Annotated in this window: 20 protein-coding genes; 12 read left to right on the top strand and 8 right to left on the bottom strand. The window is 64.0% G+C overall.

Annotated elements, in window-relative coordinates; all coding sequences use genetic code 11:
* The first annotated feature begins 88 nt into the window (after positions 1-88).
* Genes LIX93_RS25335 through LIX93_RS25310 form a run of 6 tightly spaced genes read left to right on the top strand, consistent with a single transcriptional unit; the run spans position 89 to position 7,197 of the window.
* Positions 89-814 (top strand): RDD family protein, encoded by a 726-nt coding sequence (locus LIX93_RS25335; protein ID WP_226506814.1) that lies wholly within the window; start codon positions 89-91, stop codon positions 812-814.
* Entirely contained in the window at positions 811-1,791 is a 981-nt protein-coding gene (locus LIX93_RS25330) for a stage II sporulation protein M (RefSeq protein WP_226506813.1), read from the top strand. Before LIX93_RS25335 ends, LIX93_RS25330 begins: the two co-directional genes overlap by 4 nt.
* Positions 1,778-3,448, top strand: a complete 1,671-nt coding sequence (locus LIX93_RS25325) for a DUF4129 domain-containing protein (protein WP_226506812.1) — start codon at positions 1,778-1,780, stop codon at positions 3,446-3,448. Before LIX93_RS25330 ends, LIX93_RS25325 begins: the two co-directional genes overlap by 14 nt.
* Entirely contained in the window at positions 3,445-4,620 is a 1,176-nt protein-coding gene (locus LIX93_RS25320; RefSeq protein WP_226506811.1) for a DUF4350 domain-containing protein, read from the top strand. The genes LIX93_RS25325 and LIX93_RS25320 overlap by 4 nt, the downstream gene beginning before the upstream one ends.
* Positions 4,617-5,849 carry a MoxR family ATPase gene (locus tag LIX93_RS25315; RefSeq protein ID WP_226506810.1) on the top strand — a complete coding sequence of 411 codons (1,233 nt, stop codon included), beginning with the start codon at positions 4,617-4,619 and terminating at the stop codon, positions 5,847-5,849. The genes LIX93_RS25320 and LIX93_RS25315 overlap by 4 nt, the downstream gene beginning before the upstream one ends.
* 16 nt (positions 5,850-5,865) lie before the next feature.
* The gene (locus tag LIX93_RS25310; protein WP_226506889.1) at positions 5,866-7,197 is read left to right on the top strand and encodes a DUF58 domain-containing protein; all 1,332 of its coding nucleotides are present in this window, start codon (positions 5,866-5,868) and stop codon (positions 7,195-7,197) included.
* An 18-nt stretch (positions 7,198-7,215) separates the two neighbouring features.
* Here the strand turns inward: LIX93_RS25310 and LIX93_RS25305 are convergent, their stop codons facing one another.
* Positions 7,216-7,575: a PilZ domain-containing protein gene (locus tag LIX93_RS25305; protein ID WP_226506809.1), complete on the bottom strand. Its 360-nt coding sequence runs from the start codon at positions 7,573-7,575 to the stop codon at positions 7,216-7,218.
* 135 nt (positions 7,576-7,710) lie between these two features.
* Positions 7,711-8,088 carry a tetratricopeptide repeat protein gene (locus LIX93_RS25300; protein ID WP_226506808.1) on the bottom strand — a complete coding sequence of 126 codons (378 nt, stop codon included), beginning with the start codon at positions 8,086-8,088 and terminating at the stop codon, positions 7,711-7,713.
* Positions 8,089-8,271: 183 nt separating this feature from the next.
* Here LIX93_RS25300 and pyk point away from each other — a divergent pair, with 183 nt between their 5' ends.
* Positions 8,272-9,723, top strand: coding sequence for a pyruvate kinase (gene pyk, locus LIX93_RS25295; RefSeq protein WP_226506807.1), 1,452 nt, complete (start codon positions 8,272-8,274; stop codon positions 9,721-9,723).
* Positions 9,724-10,012: 289 nt separating this feature from the next.
* On the opposite strand, the gene LIX93_RS25290 is transcribed toward pyk, so the two are convergent.
* The 3 genes from LIX93_RS25290 to LIX93_RS25280 all read right to left on the bottom strand — a co-directional run bounded on the left by LIX93_RS25290 (position 10,013) and on the right by LIX93_RS25280 (position 13,413).
* A complete protein-coding gene (locus LIX93_RS25290; RefSeq protein ID WP_226506806.1) occupies positions 10,013-11,257 on the bottom strand; it encodes a hypothetical protein in 1,245 nt (414 codons plus the stop codon).
* Between the two features lie 121 nt (positions 11,258-11,378).
* Complete coding sequence (locus LIX93_RS25285) at positions 11,379-12,314, bottom strand: iron-sulfur-binding ferredoxin reductase (RefSeq protein ID WP_226506805.1); 936 nt, start codon at positions 12,312-12,314, stop codon at positions 11,379-11,381.
* Positions 12,307-13,413: a GGDEF domain-containing protein gene (locus LIX93_RS25280; protein WP_226506804.1), complete on the bottom strand. Its 1,107-nt coding sequence runs from the start codon at positions 13,411-13,413 to the stop codon at positions 12,307-12,309. The genes LIX93_RS25285 and LIX93_RS25280 overlap by 8 nt, the downstream gene beginning before the upstream one ends.
* Positions 13,414-13,748: 335 nt before the next feature.
* Here LIX93_RS25280 and LIX93_RS25275 point away from each other — a divergent pair, with 335 nt between their 5' ends.
* Positions 13,749-15,272 carry a fumarate hydratase gene (locus LIX93_RS25275; RefSeq protein ID WP_226506803.1) on the top strand — a complete coding sequence of 508 codons (1,524 nt, stop codon included), beginning with the start codon at positions 13,749-13,751 and terminating at the stop codon, positions 15,270-15,272.
* A gap of 205 nt (positions 15,273-15,477) precedes the next feature.
* Here the strand turns inward: LIX93_RS25275 and LIX93_RS25270 are convergent, their stop codons facing one another.
* Together LIX93_RS25270 and LIX93_RS25265 are read right to left on the bottom strand one after the other, a co-directional pair.
* Positions 15,478-16,635 (bottom strand): phosphatidylserine/phosphatidylglycerophosphate/cardiolipin synthase family protein, encoded by a 1,158-nt coding sequence (locus LIX93_RS25270; protein ID WP_226506802.1) that lies wholly within the window; start codon positions 16,633-16,635, stop codon positions 15,478-15,480.
* Positions 16,635-17,579, bottom strand: a complete 945-nt coding sequence (locus LIX93_RS25265) for an acyl-CoA dehydrogenase (RefSeq protein ID WP_226506801.1) — start codon at positions 17,577-17,579, stop codon at positions 16,635-16,637. Before LIX93_RS25265 ends, LIX93_RS25270 begins: the two co-directional genes overlap by 1 nt.
* A gap of 133 nt (positions 17,580-17,712) precedes the next feature.
* On the opposite strand from LIX93_RS25265, the gene olsB reads away from it, so the two are divergent.
* Positions 17,713-18,468 carry an L-ornithine N(alpha)-acyltransferase gene (gene olsB, locus LIX93_RS25260; protein ID WP_226506800.1) on the top strand — a complete coding sequence of 252 codons (756 nt, stop codon included), beginning with the start codon at positions 17,713-17,715 and terminating at the stop codon, positions 18,466-18,468.
* Positions 18,468-19,283 carry a lysophospholipid acyltransferase family protein gene (locus LIX93_RS25255; protein WP_226506799.1) on the top strand — a complete coding sequence of 272 codons (816 nt, stop codon included), beginning with the start codon at positions 18,468-18,470 and terminating at the stop codon, positions 19,281-19,283. The genes olsB and LIX93_RS25255 overlap by 1 nt, the downstream gene beginning before the upstream one ends.
* Before the next feature lie 69 nt (positions 19,284-19,352).
* On the opposite strand, the gene LIX93_RS25250 is transcribed toward LIX93_RS25255, so the two are convergent.
* Positions 19,353-19,922 (bottom strand): ACP phosphodiesterase, encoded by a 570-nt coding sequence (locus tag LIX93_RS25250; protein WP_226506798.1) that lies wholly within the window; start codon positions 19,920-19,922, stop codon positions 19,353-19,355.
* A gap of 171 nt (positions 19,923-20,093) precedes the next feature.
* Here LIX93_RS25250 and LIX93_RS25245 point away from each other — a divergent pair, with 171 nt between their 5' ends.
* Both LIX93_RS25245 and LIX93_RS25240 read left to right on the top strand, forming a co-directional pair.
* Positions 20,094-20,390, top strand: coding sequence for a helix-turn-helix transcriptional regulator (locus LIX93_RS25245; protein WP_226506797.1), 297 nt, complete (start codon positions 20,094-20,096; stop codon positions 20,388-20,390).
* A 58-nt stretch (positions 20,391-20,448) separates the two neighbouring features.
* Positions 20,449-21,498, top strand: a complete 1,050-nt coding sequence (locus LIX93_RS25240) for an alkene reductase (protein ID WP_226506796.1) — start codon at positions 20,449-20,451, stop codon at positions 21,496-21,498.
* Positions 21,499-21,544: the final 46 nt, after the last annotated feature.

Raw genomic sequence — 21,544 nt, 5'->3', positions numbered from 1 at the left:
TGACAGGGCCAGCGGGCGCTGGGCAGCGGGCGCGCAGACAGGTATCGTCGGTGACTTGAGTGCCCTCTGCGCAGACGCCAAGACTCCGATGCCCCAGACTTCAGCAACGCCAAGGAATGCAACGCTGCCCCTGGATACCCGCCAGGCGGTGGAAACCCCCGAGGGGATCGATTTGATCCTGAGGCCGGCCGGGCTGGTGGTCCGGGCCATCGCGTTCAGCATCGACCTGCTGATTCGCGGCGCCTTGCTGATCGGCCTGTATTTCTTGCTGGACGCGCTGGGCGAGTTTGGCATGGGCCTGGGTGCCTTGCTGTTGTTTCTGCTCAACTGGTGGTACATGGTGCTGTTCGAAGTACTCAATCAAGGACGTACACCGGGCAAGCAATGGATGAAGCTCGCGGTGGTCATGGAAGACGGCACCGCCGTGGGCTGGTCGGCGTCGCTGATTCGCAATCTGCTGCGTGTCGTCGACCTGCTGCCCCTCGGCTATTGCCTGGGTGCGCTGTGCTGCCTGTATCAGCCGGCTTTTCGGCGCCTCGGAGACCTCGCGGCGGGCAGTATGGTGGTCTACCAGGATCAGCCACCCAGCCCGGCACCGCCCCGGCTGGCCGCCGCGCCACTGCTGCCGACCTTTACCCTGACACTGGCCGATCAGCGCGCGATCCTGGGTTTCGCCGAACGCCAGGAGCAACTGAGCCGTGCCCGCGCCGATGAACTGGCAATCATTCTGGCCGAACCGCTGGGCGTCAGCTCGGCGTCCCTCGCCCGCACCCGGCTCGACAGCCTGGCACAGGGCTTGTTGGGGCCGACATGAAACAGCAGCCTTTCGAAACTCGCCATCAACCACTCTGGCAAGCCTTCAGCCTGCGCCTGAAGGCCTTGGAGAGCGGCAAGGCACGCACCGCCCACAGCGAGGGTTTCAGCCACGACTATCGGCGCCTGTGCCAACATCTGGCGCTGGCCCGTTCGCGCGGCTACAGCAGCCGCCTGGTCGACCACCTGGAGCAGTTGGTCCTGCGTGGCCATCGCCAGCTCTACCGCCACCGCAGCCAGGTTGGCACGCAGATAGTCGCCTTCGTGCTGGCCGACTTCCCTCGCCAGGTGCGCAGCCAATGGCGCCTGGTACTGCTGGCCGGGCTGCTGCTGGGGCTGACGCTGCTGGGCTCGGCGCTGTGGATCTACTGCTGCCCGGAACAAGTCTACAGCCTGCTCGACCCGGCCCAGGTCAGCGCCATGGAGCATCAATATGATCCGCAACTGAGTCGTCTGGGCCTAGGTGCCGAGCGCCCTGCTGCTCAGGACTGGCAGATGTTCGGCTTTTACGTGATGAACAACGTCGGCATTGCCTTCCAGACGTTCGCCGGCGGCTTGCTCGCGGGCCTGGGCAGTGTGTTTTTCCTGATGTTCAATGGTTTGACCATCGGCGCCGCCGCGGGCCATCTCACCCACATCGGCTCGGGCCAGACCTTCTGGTCGTTCGTGATCGGCCACAGCGCGTTCGAACTGCCCGCCATCGTGTTGGCCGGCGCCGCCGGGCTGGGCATCGGCTGGGCGCTGATCGCCCCGGGGCGGCTTACCCGCGGCGAGGCATTGCGGGTGGCCGCCAGAGCCAGCATGCAGCTGGTCTACGGCGCCTTGTTGATGCTCCTGCTCGCAGCATTCGTCGAGGCGTACTGGTCGGCCAAGACGGCCATAGCGCCCGCGTTGAAATATGCCGTAGGGGCCACGCTGTGGCTGTTGCTGATGCTTTACTTGAGCCGTGCCGGCCGAGGTCAGCATGCAGCTGAATGAAACCACCCTGGTCATCCGCCCGCGCAATCCATGGGAAGCCATCGACCTCGGCGTACTGCTCGCGGCGCGGCACTGGCGCCTGTTACTGAGCAGCTGGGCGATCGCCACCGTGCCGTTGTTCGCGCTGCTGACGCTGCTGCTGTGGGATCACCCGAGCATCGTCATTGCCCTGATCTGGTGGCTCAAGCCCGCTTTCGAGCGCTTGCCGCTGCACATTCTCGCGCAGTCACTGTTCGGGGCCGCGCCCAGCGTGCGCCAGGCTTTACGCCAATGGGTGCGCCTGCTGCGCCCGCAACTGCTGGCCAGCCTGACCTGGCGGCGCTTGAGCCTGAGCCGCAGTTTTACCCTGCCGGTGCTGCAACTCGAAGGCCTGGGCGGCCAACAGCGTTTGCGCCGCCTGGCAGTGTTACGCCGTCAGAACGGTGGCGCCGCGCGCTGGCTGACGCTGGTGGGCATTCATCTGGAATTGATCCTGAGCCTGGGCGCCGTGGGCTTGCTGTACATGCTCACGCCCCATGCCTTCAGCTCTTTCGCCGACCAGCAACTGGTACTCGATGCGAAGTATGTCGAAGCGCCCTGGCTGATCCACCTGCGCAACGCCTTCTATGTAGTGATCCTGCTGATCTGGGACCCGATCTACGTGGCCTGTGGCTTTACCCTCTACCTCAATCGGCGCACCGTACTGGAAGCCTGGGACATCGAGTTGCAGTTCCGGCGCTTGCGCCAGCGCCTCGCCAGCGGCGTCGGCAAAACCCCAGCCCTGCTGGCGACACTGGCAGTGCTGACCGCCCTGACCAATCCTAGCCACGAAGCCTGGGCGCAACCCGTCCCGCTGATGACCATTCCAGCGTCGACGGCCCCCTCCCAGGCAGCGGCGCCGACGCCCTTGACCCCGACGCCCCTGACCACGGTGCCTTTGCCCCCCTCGCCGCTGGCCCCGGCTGACACCGTCGCCGGCCCGCAAAGCCCGCGCCTGCTGCACCAGGCGCTGACCAGCCAAGTGGCGCGGCAGACGGCGCAGTCCATCGTGCAGGCGCCGCCGTTCAAGAACATGCAGACCGTCAATCGCTGGCGCTGGAAATCCGACGACAAAAACGACACCCACCTGCCCGCGGCAACGCTGACACCGCACTTGCCCGTCTGGCCGCAACGGCTGGCCAAGGTCGTCGAGGTGCTGCTGTGGGGGCTATTGCTGGCGCTGGCGATCCTACTGGTGTGGCGTCGGCGCGAATGGCTGGCGACCCTGGTCAGCCGTCTGCAGCCAAGACGCAAGCCTCGCCCTGTTGCCAGTCCGGTACAGCATCAGGCAATCGTGTCCGACAGCGTGCTGCCCCTGGACATCGCGGCTACCGCCGAACAATTGTGGGCGAGCCAGCCACGGGAAGCCTTGAGCCTGTTGTACCGCGGGTTGCTGTCGCGCCTGCAGACCGATCATCATCTGCTGCTGCGCAGCGCTGACACCGAGGGCCAGGTGCTCGCCCAGATCGTCCGCCTGCGACAGCCTGCGCTGGAAGACTTCAGCCGTCGCCTGACCCAGCATTGGCAGGCCCTCGCTTATGGCCACCGGCCAGTCACGATCGTCCAGCAACAGCAATTGCTGGCCGACTGGCGAGCGCTGTTCGACAAGCCGAGTCACGACAAGAAGGTACAGGCATGAGCAGCTCGGCCTGGCGACCGCAGCCACGCTATCTGATAGTGACGCTAATGCTTGCCCTGGCGTTGCTCGCCCTGGGCATCTACCTGTCCCTGCATTTGGAGCGCTACAGCGAAACCGTCGACAAGGGCGCCGCCCCTGCAGTAGCCGCCAACCCGTACCTGGCAGCGCAGAGCTTCCTGCGCCAACGCGGCTTGCGGGTCGATCAGGCCAACCGCCTCGACATCCTGCCGCGCCTGCCTGCGGCTACCACCAGCCTGTTGCTGCTGGGCGATCGCAGTCGCATGACACCCCGCCAGGCCGAGCAAGTCCTCGCCTGGGTGCGCCAGGGCGGGCGCCTGCTGTTCGTCGCCGAAGCGCTCTGGGACGAGCGCAAGGGCCGCAGCGGCGATCTGCTGCTTGACCGCCTGCAACTGCGCCAATATGAGACCCGCAAGCTGCCGCCCGCCGAGCCGACCGACGATCCCTATCCGCGCCTGACCAAGCTGTATCTGGACAACGAAGAGGCGCCGGCGTACTTCAGCTTCAATCCGGCCTTCCACCTCGAAGACCCCACCGACATCACTCGCTCGTGGGCCAACAGCAGCGATTCCACCCACCTGATGCAGCTGGACTACGGCGCCGGGCTGATCACCGTGGTCACCGATGCCGATCTATGGCGCAACTCTTCGCTGATTCGCTACGACAACGCCTGGCTGCTCTGGTACCTGAACCAGAACCGCGACGTGGCGCTGATCTACCAGACCGAGCACGACACGCTGGCCAGCCAGCTGTGGCGCTATTTCCCACAAGCTCTGACGCTGTTGCTGGTGTGGCTGCTGCTGTTTGCCTGGTACAGCGGCGCGCGCCATGGCCCGGTTAGCCAGCCCGCGCCATTGGCGCGCCGACAACTGCGCGAATACCTGCACGCCAGCGCCGAATTCATGCTCCGCCACGGTGGCCATCAGCGCCTGCTGCGCAGCCTGCAGCACGACATCGTGCGCCGCGCACGCCAACGCCATCCTGGCTTCGAACGCCTGCCCATCGCCGAGCAATGGCACGTCCTGGCCCGGCTGACCGGCGAAACTCCCAGCGCGGTGGGCCAGGCCTTGCGCCCGCGTCCGGCGCAAAAGATGTCCCAAAGCGAATTCACCCGCCAAGTGGGCTATTTGCAACGCATCAGGAATGCCCTATGACCGACGACCGCAAGCCGCCACTCGATGAGCACGCTGAGCCCAGCGAGCGCGATGCGCCACACGAACACCACGAACACCTGACCGACACCGGCCTGGATGCCCCCGAGCACAGCGTCGCCGCACCCGACGCGCATCTGGACGGCGAGTCCGGCGCGCCTGCGGTCGATGAGGCACCTGCGCCCGTGGATGCCGATGCGGCAGATATTAGCGATCACCAGACTCCCGCACCGCAACCCGCCGCCCCAGAAACCGAAGAAGAACATGCCGCCCAACAACGTCAGCGCGCCACCAAGCGCATCCACGCCTTGCAACACGAATTGCGCAGGGTGCTGATCGGCCAGGATGCGGTGATCGATGACGTCCTGACCGCGTTGCTGGCGGGCGGCCACGTGCTGATCGAAGGCGTCCCCGGCCTGGGCAAGACCCTGCTGGTACGAGCCCTGGCGCGCTGCTTCGCCGGCGATTTCGCGCGCATCCAGTTCACCCCCGACCTGATGCCCAGCGACATCACCGGGCATGCCGTGTACGACCGCCAGAGCGAGCAGTTCAACCTGCGCAAGGGCCCGGTGTTCACCCATCTGCTGCTGGCCGATGAAATCAACCGCGCGCCGGCCAAGACCCAGGCCGCGTTGCTCGAAGCCATGCAGGAGCGCCAGGTCACTCTGGAAGGCACGGCCCTGCCGATCGCCCAGCCGTTCATGGTGCTGGCGACCCAGAACCCCATCGAGCAGGAAGGCACCTATCCGCTGCCCGAGGCCGAACTCGACCGCTTCATGCTCAAGTTGCGTCTGGGCTATCCCGATGCCGAGCAGGAGCTGGCCATGGTCCGCCAGGTCACCCGCTCGACCCGTGCCGACATGCTTGATGTGCAGCCGGTGCGTCAGGTCCTGGTGGCCAAGGACGTGGTCATCCTTCAGCGCCTGGCCAGCGAATTGCCGATGGACGAGCGCGTGCTCGATTACGCCGTGCGTCTGGCCCGCGCGACCCGCACCTGGCCAGGGCTGATCCTCGGTGCCGGCCCGCGTGCCTCCATCGCGCTGGTGCGGGGTGCGCGGGCGCGGGCGCTGATGCGCGGTGGCGAGTTCGTGCTGCCGGACGACGTCAAGGGCTGTGCACTGGCGGTGCTGCGCCACCGCGTGCGTCTGTCGGCAGAGCTGGAAATCGACGGCATGGAAGTCGATCAGCTGTTGCAACAGTTGCTCGACCAAGTGCCGGCGCCGCGGGTGTGAGGCGCCGCCCATGCTGATCCGCCCCGCCCGCCGACTGCTCGCCTGGCTGCTTGTGCCCTTGCTGGCGCTGATATCGATAGGCAGCGCCAAGGCCCTGGGCTGGCTGGACGAAACCACCATGGATGCGGTCGCCTGGAGCGCGCTCGTGCTACTGCTGCTGGCGGCCTTGGGCGATGCCTTGTGGCTGGCACGCCTGCCCTCGCCCCTTGCCACCCGCCGGCTGCCCGCAAGCCTGGCGTTGGCGCGGTGGGCCGAGGTCGAGCTGACCCTGCAGCCTGCGGGCAAACGCCCACTGCAGGTCAGCGTCTTCGATCATGTGCCCCCCGGCCTGCAGTTCGAGGGCTTGCCCCGCGCGGTAACCTTGCAACCGGAACAATCCACTCGCGTGAGTTACCGCATCTGCCCACAACGACGCGGCCCCCAGCCGTTCAGCCACTGCGAGGTGGAGCTGCTCAGCCCCTTGGGGCTTTGGCGCCAGGCACGGGCGTTGCCCCTCGCCGACCAGCCGCGCGTGTACCCCGACTTCGCCGGCCTGCAAGGCGATCGCCTGTCAGCCGTGGACAGCTGGCTGAATCAACTGGGCGTACGCCAGCAACCGCGCCGCGGTCAGGGCATGGAGTTCAATCAACTGCGTGAACTGCGCGACGGCGACAGCCTGCGCCAGATCGACTGGAAGGCAACGGCGCGGCACAGCCGACCGATCGTGCGCGAATATGAAGACGAGCGAGACCAGCAAATCATCTTTCTGCTCGACTGCGGTCGGCGCATGCGCAGCCAGGACGACAGCCTCAGCCATTTCGACCACGCCCTCAACGCCTGTCTGCTGCTCAGTCACGTGGCGCTGCGTCAGGGCGACGCGGTCGGCCTGCTGACATTCGCCAGCGAGCCGCCGCGCTTCGTAGCGCCGCAAAAAGGCCAACGCCAACTCAACGTCCTGCTCGATGCCGTCCACGACCTCGAAACCTCTCGGCACCAGGCCGACTTCAGCGAAGCAGCTCGCCAGTTGCTGCAGCGCCAGCGCCGTCGCGCTTTGGTGGTACTGGTCAGCAACCTGGGTGACGAAGACGACGAACAACTGCTCAGCGCCGTCAAGCAGATCGGGCGCTACCATCGAGTATTGGTCGCCAGCCTGCGCGAAGGCGTACTGGATCAGATCCGGGAAGCGCCACTGCACACCTGGCAGCAGGCACTGGATTACTGCGGGGCGGTGGATTATCTGCAGACTCGCGACACGCTTAACGACAGCCTCAAGGCCCACGGCGTGGCGCTCATGGACGCCAGACCAGCCGAGCTGGGGGCTGGACTGATCAGCCGGTATCTGAGCTGGAAGAAAGCCGGACTGCTATAGCGGCTCGGCAAGCACCGATCAGGCGGAGGCGCTCATGGGGCGAAAGCTGAAATACCCGCGCAGGGCGCTGACCAACTGCTCGTATTCCGGGGGCGTGCTGACCAGCTTGAACCCGGAGTCGTAGTTGCCAGGCGTGGCATCCTCGCGGGACCACAGGCAATGGGCATCGAGATCGATGAGCTTCACGCTGCCATCATTCTCGGGCACCTTGATCTGCAAGGCGAACACGGGCCCTACCAGCAATGGCAACTGGCTGATGAGCATCAGCCCGGTTTCCGAGACATTGCCCAGGTAGCCCATGGGCTGGTCGGTATGACGGTTGAAGACTTTCAGAAAATACGGCAACTGATGTCGTTCGATTCGGCGTTCGATAAACATGCTCGCGTCACTGTGTTGGGGGTCTGAATAGTAAAGTGGACCATACGGCCCACCGAAAATTGCAACCTCGGTCAATACATCCTGATAGAGAGACTAGCGCATAGCTAGCCTAATGCCATCTGCCAATGCAGCTCTCTAGTACGCCACTGGTCGGACTTGTACCGGGCTGCTGCCAGGACGATAGTGCCCCAGCTGCTCCAGCGTTACCAGTCGCGCCTGGGCGCGATAGGCATATTCGCTCTGCGGGAACTGGGTAATGATGTATTGATAGGTCTGGGCGGCATCGACGAACAGGTTCTGGCGCTCCAGGCATTGGCCTCGCAGCATCGACACCTCCGGCCATACATAAGGGCGCGCACGGCTGTCGCGGTCGACCTTGGACAATTCCAGTGTCACAGTCGCGCAATCACCCGAGTCGTAAGCTAGATAGGCTTTGTTCAGATGGGTGTTCATCGCATAGCGGGTGCAGCCCACCAGGCTGAGGGTGACGGCAAAAACGAGAAAAAGGCGCATGGGGGTTCTCCTGTACTTGGCAGTGTATCGACTCATCCGGGAAAAACTTCAGCCATAATGGCTCGTCAATTGCTGTAGCCCCACTTCCATCATCACAATCAATGCCTCGTAGTGCAGCACAACAATGACTACAGGGCGATTGAGGAGTAGCCTTGCGCTGCGCTTCAATAAAGGAGTCAGTGCATGACCGTTCGCCGTACAAAAATCGTTGCCACCCTTGGCCCTGCGAGCAACTCGCCGGAAGTGATCGAACAGTTGATTCTGGCTGGCCTGGATGTCGCCCGTCTGAATTTTTCCCATGGCACGCCAGACGAGCATAAGGCTCGCGCGCGCCTGATTCGCGAAATCGCGGCCAAGCACGGCCGGCATGTGGCGATTCTCGGTGACCTTCAGGGCCCGAAAATCCGCATTGCCAAGTTCGCCAACAAGCGGATCGAGCTTAAAGTCGGTGACTTGTTCACCTTTTCCACCAGCCATCCGCTGACCGAAGGCACCCAGGAAGTCGTCGGTATCGACTACCCGGACCTGGTCAAGGACTGCGGCGTGGGCGACGAGCTGCTGCTCGACGATGGCCGCGTGGTCATGCGTGTCGAGACTGCGACTGGCGATGCCCTGCATTGCTCGGTACTGGTCGGCGGCCCGCTGTCCGACCACAAAGGCATCAACCGCCGGGGTGGCGGCCTGACCGCGCCCGCCCTGACCGAAAAGGACAAGGCTGACATCAAGCTCGCTGCGGAAATGGAAGTCGATTACCTCGCGGTGTCCTTCCCCCGTGACGCTGCCGACATGGAATACGCCCGTCGCCTGCGTGACGAGTCCGGCGGCACTGCCTGGCTGGTGGCCAAGATCGAACGCGCCGAAGCGGTCGCCGACGACGAAGCCCTCGACGGCCTGATCAAGGCCAGCGATGCGGTCATGGTTGCCCGCGGCGACCTGGGCGTGGAAATCGGTGACGCCGAGCTCATTGGCATCCAGAAAAAGATCATCCAGCACGCCCGTCGCCACAACAAGGCGGTGATCGTTGCGACCCAGATGATGGAGTCGATGATCCAGAACCCGATGCCGACCCGTGCCGAAGTGTCCGACGTCGCCAACGCCGTGCTGGACAACACCGACGCCGTGATGCTGTCGGCTGAAAGCGCTGCAGGTTCGTACCCGATCGAAGCGGTTCAGGCCATGGCCCGTGTGTGCCTGGGCGCCGAAAAGCACCCTACCGGCAAGAAATCCAGCCACCGCCTGTACACCGAGTTCACCCGTCCGGACGAAAGCATCGCGTTGGCGGCCATGTACACGGCCAACCACCTCAAGGGCGTCAAGGCCATCATCGCCCTGACCGAGAGCGGCTACACCCCGTTGATCATGTCGCGCCTGCGTTCCTCGGTGCCGATCTACGCGTTCTCGCCGCTCCGTGGCACCCAGGCCCGCGCGGCCATGTTCCGCGGCGTGTACCCGGTGGCTTTCGATCCGTCGTCGATGCCCCACAGCGAAGTCAGCCAGGCAGCGGTCAACGAGCTGCTCAAGCGTGGCGTTGTCGAGCCAGGCGATTGGGTGATCCTCACCAAGGGTGATACCTATCATACGATCGGTGGCACCAATGGCATGAAGATCCTCCACGTGGGTGACAAGTTGGATTGATGCACATGCTGTAACGAAAGAAGCCCTGACGCGTGAGTGTCAGGGCTTTTTTCTTTTTGGCCCGCTGGCTTGGGAGTTTGGGATTTGGGTGTTCTGCTTTCGAGTCGGCCACTGGGGTCGCCGTCCCCTTTCAGCAGGCCGCAAGCGTGCCTTCACGCGGGAGCCCGGAGCGTCAGCGAAGGGCCAATGGTGGGGGCGGCCACCCCAGCCTCCTCAAGTTCCCCAGACCCTGCATGCGACGATAAAAAACCCTGCAACCATGGCCATCTTCACGACGACCAGCCCAGGCTCAACCGTCCTTGCCAACCCGCTGAATCCACGCGACATAGCCTTGCTCGTAAGCATAGCCAGCAGTGACGATCTTACCGTCAGGCTCAATGGCCAGATCCAGCCACTCCGACTCCTGCTCGGCCATACGATAGCCTGCGCCGTCAGCAAAGCGGCCATCCAGCTCGCCAGTCGGTAACAGACGCAACAGCACCCCTCTGTCCTCGCGGCCATCGACGGTGGAGCACGTCCCGGCGACCAGTAGCGCACCGTCTTGCTCCAGCAAGCCTGGCAGCGCCTGCACGGCCATCGGCAGATCGAGCACCAATGGTGCACCGCCGTTGAAGTCACCGTCGGCTTGGCCATTGGCCAGACGACGCGTCATCAGCAGGTAATCATCATCATTGCCGATCGCGACGATTCGCTGCTGGGCGTCGATCAGCAGCGAAGTGAAGCGCGAGACGACGCCCACCGTGCCCACGGCCACGTAACCGGTAGCATTGAAGGTGCGATCCAGGCTGCCATCACTGTTGAATCGACCGATGATAGCGGTGCTGGTACCACCGGCGTCCGGCTGGGTTCCACCGTAGACCAACAGCTTCTGGTCAGCCTGGACCCACACACCCTTGGGATTGAGTTCATCCTCGCCAAAGGTGACATGGGTGAAACCCTGCGCGTTGAAGCTTGAATCCAGGTCGCCTTCGGCGGTCAGGCGAATCAGGAATGCCCGGCCGTCGCGATACTCGTCACTGACCTCGAGGAAGAAGAACACGATCTTGCCATCGGCCTGTACCACGGGATCTCGGCAGATTTGCACCCCGGGAGCACGCTGTACGCCCGTCTGTCGACGTCGGCGGCTAGCGTGCGGCAGGTTGACGATCACCTTGCCGTTGTCACCGAAGCTGCTATCCACATTGCCTTCGCTGTCATACCGGGCCAGCGCCAGGCAGTCGAGGGAGGTCATCAGATCGAAAAAGGCACCGACGACCAGCAACTTGTCGCCTTGCCGAGAGACCGTAGCCAGCGCCGGGAAGCCGAAGCTGTCCTGGGAAAAGGTGTCTTCCAGAAAGCCGGTGCCATTGGGACCGAATGAAGGGTCCAGGTTCAATTGATCATCGACGCGGGCTACGCAATATTCGTAGCCCTGATTGATCGCCAGAATTTTTTTAGTCGATTCGGGCAGTTGCAGAATGGAAACGATGTCGCCGTCAATCGGCAGCATTCCATCAGCGCGGGTTTTCGAGCGCGGGGCGGTCACAGTGGTCATGTCGAATCCTTGAGTAGTTGGGCAAGAAATTGCCCGTCTATTCAAGCGGCTATGGAAGATCGACGTAACTAGCAGAACTGACAGGTAAACCACGCCCGCCATTGTTGGCTGCAGCCCCCGCTCAGGCTCGGCCGGTAAAAACGTCGCTCAGCAACTGGCTACGGGGTAGTCCCGCCAGGAACAGCCTGCGTGAAAAGGCTTCGACGCTGGCCGGTGAACCGCACACCAGCGCCTGGGTCTGGCGCGACGGCAAGCGCAGCCGACTGAGCGCCGAGGGCAGATCTGCCGGAGCGTGAAACTCGACTTCCAGTTGTGGGTATTGCGCCGCGAGCGCACGCAGCGGTTCGGCCAGATAGTACTCACCGTCCTCCTGCACCGCATGCACCAGGCGAATCAGCCCTTGGTGTTCCTGACGCAAAGCCTCGCGCAACACGCCCCACAGCGGCGCCAGTCCGGTGCCGGCGGCCAGCAACCACAAGGGGCGCTGCTGCCAGTCGGGGTCATAATGCAGCGCCCCACCGCGTAATTCACCCAAGCGCAGGTGGTCGCCTACCTGAAAGCTGCGCGCACGATCAATGAAAGCCCCCGGCCGGCGGCAGTCGAGGTGGAATTCCAGAAAATCGTCTTGCTGGGGCAGGCTGGCGATCGAGTACGGTCGGGCCACCACGCCGCTGTAGAGCAATAGATGCTGACCGGCGTGATAGCGCAAGGGTCGTTCCGGGCGCAGGCGAAGACGCAGCACCCCGGCGCTGAGCCAGTCGCAGGCGATGAGTTCGGCATCCAGGCCATCGCGGCGTGGGTCGAACAGCGCCACTTCAAGATCGTCCGTCACTCGGCATTGGCAGGCCAGCCGCCAGCCCGCCTGGCGCTGGGCAGCCGTCAGCGCCCCAGGGGTGCTGTCCAGCGGTTCGCCGGCCACGCAGCGCACCATACACGCGTGGCAACTGCCGGCGCGGCAACTGTAGGGCACATTCAGGCCGGCATCGTTAAGGGCATCGAGCAGGTTGCTGCCGGGTGCGACCGGCCAACGCTGCGGGCCCACACTCAATTCAGGCATCCGCGGTTTCCCAGGCGGCGGCGCACCGATTGCGCCCCCCTCGCTTGGCACGGTAAAGCGCCTGATCGGCCCTTTGCAAGGCATCATCGAGATCGTCGCCGGGAGCCAGCATCGTCATGCCCGCCGAAAGGCTCAAGCCATCGATCTTGTCACCCAGCGGCATCGAGCCAGCAAAGGCCAGCCGCAACCGCTCGCAGCAGGCCACCAGGTGCGCGCTGTCGCAGTTGGGCAGCAACAGCACGAACTCCTCGCCACCGTAACGGGCGAGGATGTCGCCTTCGCGCAGACACCCCGCGGCGACCTCGGCAAAGGCCTGCAGCACCTGATCGCCCGCCGCGTGGCCATGCATATCGTTGATGCGCTTGAAGTGATCGAGGTCGATCAGCGCCATGCCGTGGCGCGCGCCGTTGCTTAACAGCATCAACTCGCGGGACGCCAGACGCAGAAAATGACGCCGGTTGAACAGGCCGGTCAATTCGTCGGTGGCCACCAGGTCCTCCAGCTGGCGCATCATGCCGCGCAAGGTGTCCTGGTGAGCCTGCAAGGCAAAGCGACGCTGGCGCATGCGATGGCGAGAGGCCTGCACATAGCTGGCATACAGACACAGCCACACTAGCACCACGAACAGCACGCACACCTGCAGCGACGCCAGCCCCGGATCGCCCAGGCTTCCCGCGTAGCCTTCCCACAGGTTGAGGCCGGAGAACGCCACGAATACCAACACCGCGCAACGCATGAATACCCGTTGCTTGAGGTGGAACAGGCCGAACAGCAGGATCAGCACGTAGAACACCAGCAACGAACCCCGAGCCGACTGCAACTGGGCCAGGAACCAAGTGTGCCAGCACACCGCCATGACCACTTGGATCTCGGTCAGGCTGGGGTCGCTGAAACGCTGGTTATCACCGCGCAGGAACAACACCAGCAGCACCGATTGGCTGAGCAGCACGAGGCCGCTGCCCACAACGGCAGTGAAAATGGCGGCTTGGAAGTAATCGCCTAGAATCGCTACCCACATCAGCACCAGCACCATGCAATAGGTGCCTGCGGCAAGGATAAAGCGTTTCAGAAGTAGTTTTTGTGTGGCTTTTTCGGTCACTCGTTGACTCACCGTACGCTAAGGGACTCCATCCCTGATTGGCAGCCGATGGGCTTATGGCCAGATGCCACTTTAGTGCCGTGGCCCGAAAATAACTATCCAATTTTTAACCTTCTGTACAACTTTTGTGCTCCCTGCCCCCTGCCGTACACCCTCACGACAGGACCGATAAACGCCCGCAACAAGACCTTAGGCGCGTGTGCGACGAATGGATGCGCGGTATACTGCCGCGCCTTTTTGCGTTGACCACTATGGGTCGGCGCACCTTGAAGGATGAGTCGGCCCTGGCTGAGTCACCTTAATGAATGTTCCCGCCTTAAAGAGGAGCGCGCGCCATGACCGTGATCAAACAAGACGACCTGATACAGAGCGTCGCCGATGCCTTGCAGTTCATTTCCTTCTATCACCCCGTGGATTTCATCCAGGCCATGCACGAGGCTTACCTGCGCGAAGAATCGCCCGCAGCCCGTGATTCCATCGCCCAGATTTTGATCAACTCGCGCATGTGCGCCACCGGCCATCGGCCGATCTGCCAGGACACCGGTATCGTTACCGTGTTCGTGCGCGTCGGCATGAGCGTCAGCTGGGACGGTGCCACCATGAGCCTCGATGACATGATCAACGAGGGCGTGCGTCGCGCCTACAACCTGCCGGAAAACGTCCTGCGCGCCTCGATCCTGGCCGACCCGGCCGGTGCCCGCAAAAACACCAAGGACAACACCCCGGCGGTCATCCACTACTCCATCGTCCCGGGTAACACCGTGGAAGTGGACGTGGCGGCCAAGGGTGGCGGCTCCGAGAACAAGTCCAAGATGGCCATGCTCAACCCGTCCGACTCGATCGTCGACTGGGTGCTCAAGACCGTCCCGACCATGGGCGCGGGCTGGTGCCCGCCGGGCATGCTCGGCATCGGCATCGGCGGTACCGCCGAAAAGGCCGCGGTCATGGCCAAGGAAGTGTTGATGGAGTCCATCGACATCCATGAGCTCAAGGCCCGCGGCCCGTCCAATCGTATCGAAGAGATCCGCCTGGAGCTGTTCGACAAGGTCAACCAGCTGGGCATCGGCGCCCAGGGCCTCGGCGGCCTGACCACCGTGCTCGACGTCAAAATCATGGATTACCCCACCCACGCCGCGTCCCTGCCGGTGTGCATGATCCCCAACTGCGCCGCCACCCGTCACGCGCACTTCGTGCTCGATGGCAGCGGCCCGGCCGAGCTCGAAGCGCCGGACCTGGACGCCTACCCTGAAATCGTCTGGGAAGCCGGCCCATCGGCACGCCGCGTCAACCTCGACACCCTGACCCCGGAAGACGTGCAGAGCTGGCAGCCAGGCGAGACCGTGCTGCTCAACGGCAAGATGCTCACCGGCCGCGACGCCGCGCACAAGCGCATGGTCGAGATGCTCAACCGCGGCGAGAAGCTGCCGGTGGACCTCAAGGGCCGCTTCATCTACTACGTCGGCCCGGTCGATCCGGTACGCGAAGAAGTGGTCGGCCCGGCCGGCCCGACCACCGCCACGCGGATGGACAAGTTCACCCGTCAGATCCTCGATCAAACCGGCCTGCTGGGCATGATCGGCAAATCCGAACGCGGCCCCACCGCGATCGAAGCGATCAAGGACTACAAGGCCGTGTACCTGATGGCCGTCGGTGGCGCCGCCTACCTGGTCGCTCAGGCGATCAAGAAATCGCGCGTGGTGGCCTTCGAAGAGCTGGGGATGGAAGCCATCTACGAGTTCGAGGTCAAGGACATGCCCGTCACGGTTGCCGTGGACAGCAAAGGTGAGTCGGTGCACATCACCGGTCCTGCGATCTGGCAGAAGAAGATCGCTGAAAGCCTGGCGGTCGAAATCAAGTAACGAAAGGTCTGCGGGGGTGTGCCTCTGCGGACTGTCAGAAAAGATCTGCTGATACTTATGGCCTCTTCGCGGGCAAGCCTGGGTCTCACAGTGTCGACTGATCCTGAGTCGCACTGCTGTGGGAGCAAGGTTTGCCCTCGAAGGGGTCTGCTTGGCTTGCGCAAAACTGCAAAATCTCCCACCCCTCTTCAGCTCCGTACATCGATCACCCCCGCCGATCCAGCAAGTTGACCACCAGCCGATCCAGCCACCCCCAGATACGCTGCTGCACTCGCCACCACAGTGGCCGGGAGTGCCAGGCGTCGAGGCTGATCAGGTGACTGGCGGCGAAATCGCGCTCGAAGCTGGCCTCCACGTCGCGGGTCAAGTCCGGGTCCAGCGCCTCGAGGTTGGCTTCGAGGTTGAAGCGCAGGTTCCAGTGATCGAAGTTGCACGAGCCGAGGCTCACCCAGTCGTCCACCAGCACCATCTTCAGGTGCAAAAAGCACGGCTGGTACTCGAAGATCTTCACTCCCGCGCGCAGCAACTTCGGGTAGTAGCGATGCCCCGCATAGCGCACCGACGGATGATCGGTACGCGGGCCGGTGAGCAGCAGGCGCACGTCCAGCCCGCGCGCGGCCGCGCGGCGCAGAGAACGGCGCACCGACCAGGTCGGGAGGAAGTACGGGGTCGCCAGCCAAATGCGTTTTTGCCCGCTGTTGAGATTGCGCACCAGCGAGCGGAGGATATCGCGGTGCTGGCGCGAGTCGGCGTACGCCACGCGGCCCAGGCCACTGCCGGTGACTGGCGTGGGCGGCAGGTGCGGCAGGCCGAAATGGGTGGCCGGGCGCCAGGCGGTGCGGCGCAGGTTGGCGCGCCATTGGCGGTCGAACAGCGCCTGCCAATCGAGCACCAGCGGGCCATGCATCTCGACCATGATCTCGTGCCATTCGCTGGACGTTTCGCCTGGGGTCCAGAATTGATCGGTCACACCGGTGCCGCCGACCACCGCCAAGGCTTGGTCGACCAGCAGCAGCTTGCGGTGATCGCGGTACAGATTGCGCAGCCCGCGATGCAGACGCACAGCGTTGTACAGGCGCAACTCGACGCCAGCGACCAGCAGCCGCTCGCGCTGCCCCTGACCAAACGCCAGGCTGCCATAACCGTCAAACAGGCAACGCACCGTGACGCCACGCTCGGCAGCCCTGGCCAGCGCCTCCACGACTTCATCGGCGCAGGCCCCCGCCTCCACCAGATAAAGTTCCAGATCGACTTGCGTCTGCGCGGCATCGATCGCCGCCAGCATGCGCGGGAAAAACTGCGGACCATCGACCAGCAGTTGAAAACGGTTGGTGCTGCGCCATGGAAAAATCGGACCGGCCATCAGTACCCCAGCGCCTGCAGGGCTTTGTCCAGACGCTGCTGTCGCGCGCTGGCCGCCAGGGTCAGTACGCCACGATCACGCTGCCACATCTGCGCGCTGGCCGCTTCACCGCTGGCCAGCGCTACACCCAGGTCATCCTGCAGGGCGTCGAACTGGGCGAACAGGCCGCCGAGCAACAGGTGACTGACGGCGGCATCGGGGCACTGGCGGGTGGCTTCAGCGCAGCCGCCGAGTAGACCGAGCAGACGTAGTTGCAGGGAGTGCGGCCATTGCTGTTGCTGACCGACGCCATACAGCCAAGCTGCCAGGGCACTGAGCACGTAAAGGTCTTCGAGGCTGCGGAACGGTTTGACGTAAGCGTCCCAGCCATCGCCCGCCAGCAGGTCGCAGGCCGCGTTGTCGAGGTGCAGGCGGGAATGGCTGATGTCCGGGATCAGCGGCAGCGCGGGCAAGGCCTCGAGGCGCACCCCGACCTCGCCGGGATAGACCACCGCCAGGCTCAAGCGCGGCGCCTCGCCGACAGCCTCGCTGCGCGCCGCTACCAACAGCCAGTCGGCGGCATGGCCCGCCGTGACGAAATCCTTTTGCCCGCTCAACCGCAGGTTGTGCAGACGGGTAGTGAGATCGGCCGGGCGCAAACTGCGCTGCTCGGTAGCGCAGATCGCCCCCAGGCTCAACGGCGCGCTGGGCCACAGCGCGCGCAGGGCCGCTTGATAACCGAACAGAAACGCCAGGCCCGGGGTGCTCGCCAGATGCCCGCCCAGCACCGCCAGTTCGAACGGCGAACGATTGCCCCAGCGTTGCAGCAACGCGGCATAAGTGTCGGCGATGGAAACACCCCCGCCGCTGACCAGCGCGCCGCCGGCGACATGGGCTTCGGGTTCGGTATTTTCAGCGCCCGCCGGCAGGCGTTCACGCAGGTTCAGCAAAGTGAGCCAGGTCATGGCGTGTGGTCCTCGGAGGCTGTCATACAAGCATCACCCAAACGTCATGGTGACGACACTGCTGCTACTTAGCCTGAGATTGCACAACAAAGTTCATTGGCTGCAACCCCAAGTCCGAATTTGGAGACTCGCAATGACTCACATCGCATGCTCAGGCGACACCCCCGCAGCGCGCCGTCTGGTCGCCGAACGCCTGCTCGGCAGCCGCGCCCTGCAGGAGGCGCAGGCCCTGCGCTTCGAGGTGTTCAGCCGCGAATTCAATGCCCGCCTGCAAGGCGCCGAGGACGGACTGGACCGTGACGACTACGACCGCCACTGCTGGCACATCGGCGTGCGCGACCTGAGCAACGGTCGTCTGGTGGCCACCACCCGCCTGCTCGATCATCGCGCGGCGCGTTATCTGGGGCGCTTTTACAGCGAAGAGGAATTCAATCTCCATGGCCTGGGCGGCCTGCAAGGCCCGGTGCTGGAAATCGGCCGCACCTGCGTCGATCCCGCCTACCGCAACGGCGGCACCATCGCCGTGCTCTGGGGCGAACTGGCCGAAGTCCTCAACGAAGGCGGCTACAGTTACCTGATGGGCTGCGCGAGCATTCCGATGCAGGACGGCGGCGTGCAGGCCGAGGCAATCATGCAACGCTTGCGCGAGCGCCATCTGTGCACCCAGAACCTGCGCGCCGAACCGCGCAAGCCCCTGCCGGCAGCGCAGATCCCGAGTAACGTCACGGCGCAGATGCCGCCGCTGCTCAAGGCCTATATGCGCCTGGGCGCCAAAGTCTGCGGCGAGCCCTGCTGGGACGAGGATTTCCAGGTCGCCGATGTGTTCATCCTGCTAAAGCGCGACGATCTGTGCCCGCGCTACGCCCGTCACTTCCGGGCGGCCGTGTGATGCGCGCGCTGCGGTTGGCAGTGCGGATCGGGCGGATCGTGCTGGTGGTGGCCTACGGCCTGGTGCTGGCGGCGGCCTTTATCGTCGGCGAACGGCTGGGGCTGGCAGGCTCGATGACTCGGCGCCAGCGTTGGACGCGCAGTTTCATGGGCCGCCTGACGCGCGCCCTGCCGTTCACCGTACGGGTCCATGGTGTGGTGCCGCAACAGCCGATGCTGTGGGTCAGCAATCATGTGTCCTGGACCGACATCGCCCTGCTCGGGCAAATCGCGCCACTGTCGTTTCTGTCCAAGGCCGAGGTGCGCCATTGGCCAATCGCCGGGTGGCTGGCGCAGCACGCCGGGACCCTGTTCATCCGCCGCGGCGCCAACGACAGTCAACGCCTGCGCCGGGAAATGGCCTTGCGCCTGGAGGACGGCTGCCCGCTGATGATTTTCCCCGAGGGAACGACCACCGACGGCCGCCAGTTGCGGACCTTCCACGGTCGGCTGCTAGCCTGTGCGGCCGATGTCGGCGTGGCAGTGCAGCCGGTGGCAATCCGCTATGGTCGCGGGACGAAGCTGGACCCGATCGCGCCCTTCATTGGCGACGACGACCTGCTGTCGCACCTGATGCGCCTACTCCGGGCCGATGCCGGGGAAGTGGATATCTATCTGCTGGAGCCTATCGAGACTCGCGCCGTTGAGCGCGCGGCGCTGGCGTTCAAGGCTCAGGAAGCGGTGCGGGTGGCGTTGTTTGGTGACAGTCGCGAAGAGCCGCGGTTGGCCACAGGGCCTCAAGAGGTTCGCGGGCCAGCCTTGCTCCCACAAGCGTAAGACTCTGGCACTGTAGACACTGTGGGAGCAAAGCTTGCTCGCGAAGAGGCCGCAACGGCTCACCTCGACTCAGGCACTTCGCGCAAACTGCTGTAACACCGGATAAAACCGCCGAAAATCCTCGGTCAGCGGCCCATACAGCGCCTTCACCTCGGCGAATGCCCCCGCCAGCCCCTCGGGCTTGCTCAACCGCCGCGCAATGCCGTTGAACACCTGTTCCAGCACCGCAAACTCGGCATAGGACCCAAGCCAGTCGCCGGCAATCAGGTAAGGCGCCACCCCCGCCAGCCGCCCCGGCAGTTCGTCCTGCGCGGCCAGCACGGCGTACACCTGCGAAGTGAACCCGGCGAGCGGCCGATCGTCATAATCGCGCCAGTGCAATGCCAGACAGTGATCGAAGAACACGTCGAGGAGGATGCCCGCATAACGCCGCCGTGCTACTGGGAAACGTTCCAGCGCGGTCAGCACCAGGGGATGGCTGTCGGTGTAGGCATCGATTTGCCGGTGCAGGCGGATACCCGCCTCCAGCTCAGGGCTGAAACGGCCTTCAAGACGGCCTTTGACGAAATCGCCATACAGGCTGCCGAGCCAGTGATCCGGGCTCTGGCCGCCCAGGTGCAGGTGCGCGAGATAATTCATGCTGGCGAGCTTAGCATTCCTGTCACGCCCCTCACTTAGAACCATATAGCGTCAAACGGAATGACCTTAGCAGCGATGGGTATTTGTATATCGTCAAGTACCGATCTATATTTCGCCCTATCGCGATATACCGTTATTCGCTCCAGCCTCAAACTGCCGAGACCAACTGCCATGCCCCTCGACGACATAATAAAAGCCATCGCCCACCCTGTGCGGCGCGACATTCTGCATTGGCTGAAGGACCCCCTTCAGCAATTCCCCGAGCAGTACTACGGCCATGACCATGGCGTATGTGCCGGGCAGATCGACCAGCGCTGCGGCTTATCGCAGTCCACCGTGTCGGCGCACCTGGCCACGCTGCAGCGCGCGGGGCTGATCACCAGTCAAAAGGTCGGGCAGTGGCACTTTTTCAAACGTAACGAGGACGCCATCCGGCAGTTTCTCGAACACCTGAGCCAGCAGCTCTGAGCTGGCTCAGGTGATTCACCGACTCGATAACCCTTGTCCATTCCCCAGGAAGCTTGTCATGACCACGATTTTCGACCCTATCACCCTCGGTGACCTGCAACTGCCCAACCGCATCATCATGGCGCCGCTGACCCGTTGCCGTGCCGACGAAGGCCGCGTGCCCAATGCGATGATGGCCGAGTACTACGTGCAACGCGCCAGCGCCGGGCTGATTCTTTCCGAAGCCACCTCGGTGACGCCCATGGGCGTCGGCTATCCCAACACCCCGGGCATCTGGAACGACGAGCAAGTGCGTGGCTGGACCCAGGTCACCAACGCCGTTCATGCCGCAGGTGGGCGCATCTTCCTGCAGTTGTGGCACGTCGGCCGCATCTCCCACCCGAGCTACCTGAACGGTGAACTGCCGGTCGGCCCGAGCGCGATCCAGCCGGCCGGGCATGTCAGCCTGGTGCGTCCACTGGCCGATTTCCCGACGCCGCGCGCCCTGGATACCGAAGAGATCAGCGACGTGGTCGAGGCTTACCGCGCCGGCGCCGAGAACGCCAAGGCCGCCGGCTTCGACGGAGTCGAAGTGCACGGCGCCAACGGCTATCTGTTGGATCAGTTCCTGCAAAGCGGTACCAACCAGCGCACCGACCAGTACGGCGGCTCAGTGGAAAACCGTGCACGTCTGCTGCTTGAAGTGACCGATGCAGTGATTGGCGTGTGGGGCGCCCAGCGCGTGGGCATGCACCTGTCGCCACGGGCCGATCTACACGACATGGGCGACGAAGACCTGGCGGCGACCTTCACCTACGTGGCGCGCGAGCTGGGCAAGCGTGGCATCGCGTTCATCTGCTCGCGCGAGCGCGAAGCTGACGACAGCCTGGCGGCGCAATTGCGTGACGCATTCCAAGGCCCGTACATCGTCAACGAACGCTTCACCGCCGAAACCGCCAATGCCGCGCTGGCCAACGGTACCGCCGATGCCGTGGCCTTCGGCGTGCCGTTCATTGCCAACCCGGACCTGCCAGCTCGACTGCAAGCCGGTGCGCCGTTGAATGAAGCGCGTCCGGAACTGTTCTACGCCGATGGCCCTGCGGGCTATACCGACTACCCGGCGATGTAAATTCAGATTCCACTGCGAACACACTCCGTGTTGGAGCGAGTTCTGC

Source organism: Pseudomonas sp. MWU16-30317, from assembly GCF_020515695.1.
Taxonomy (GTDB): Bacteria; Pseudomonadota; Gammaproteobacteria; order Pseudomonadales; family Pseudomonadaceae; genus Aquipseudomonas.
Note: the sequence above shows the minus strand (reverse complement) of the source record. Positions and strands in the feature narration are given on the sequence as shown.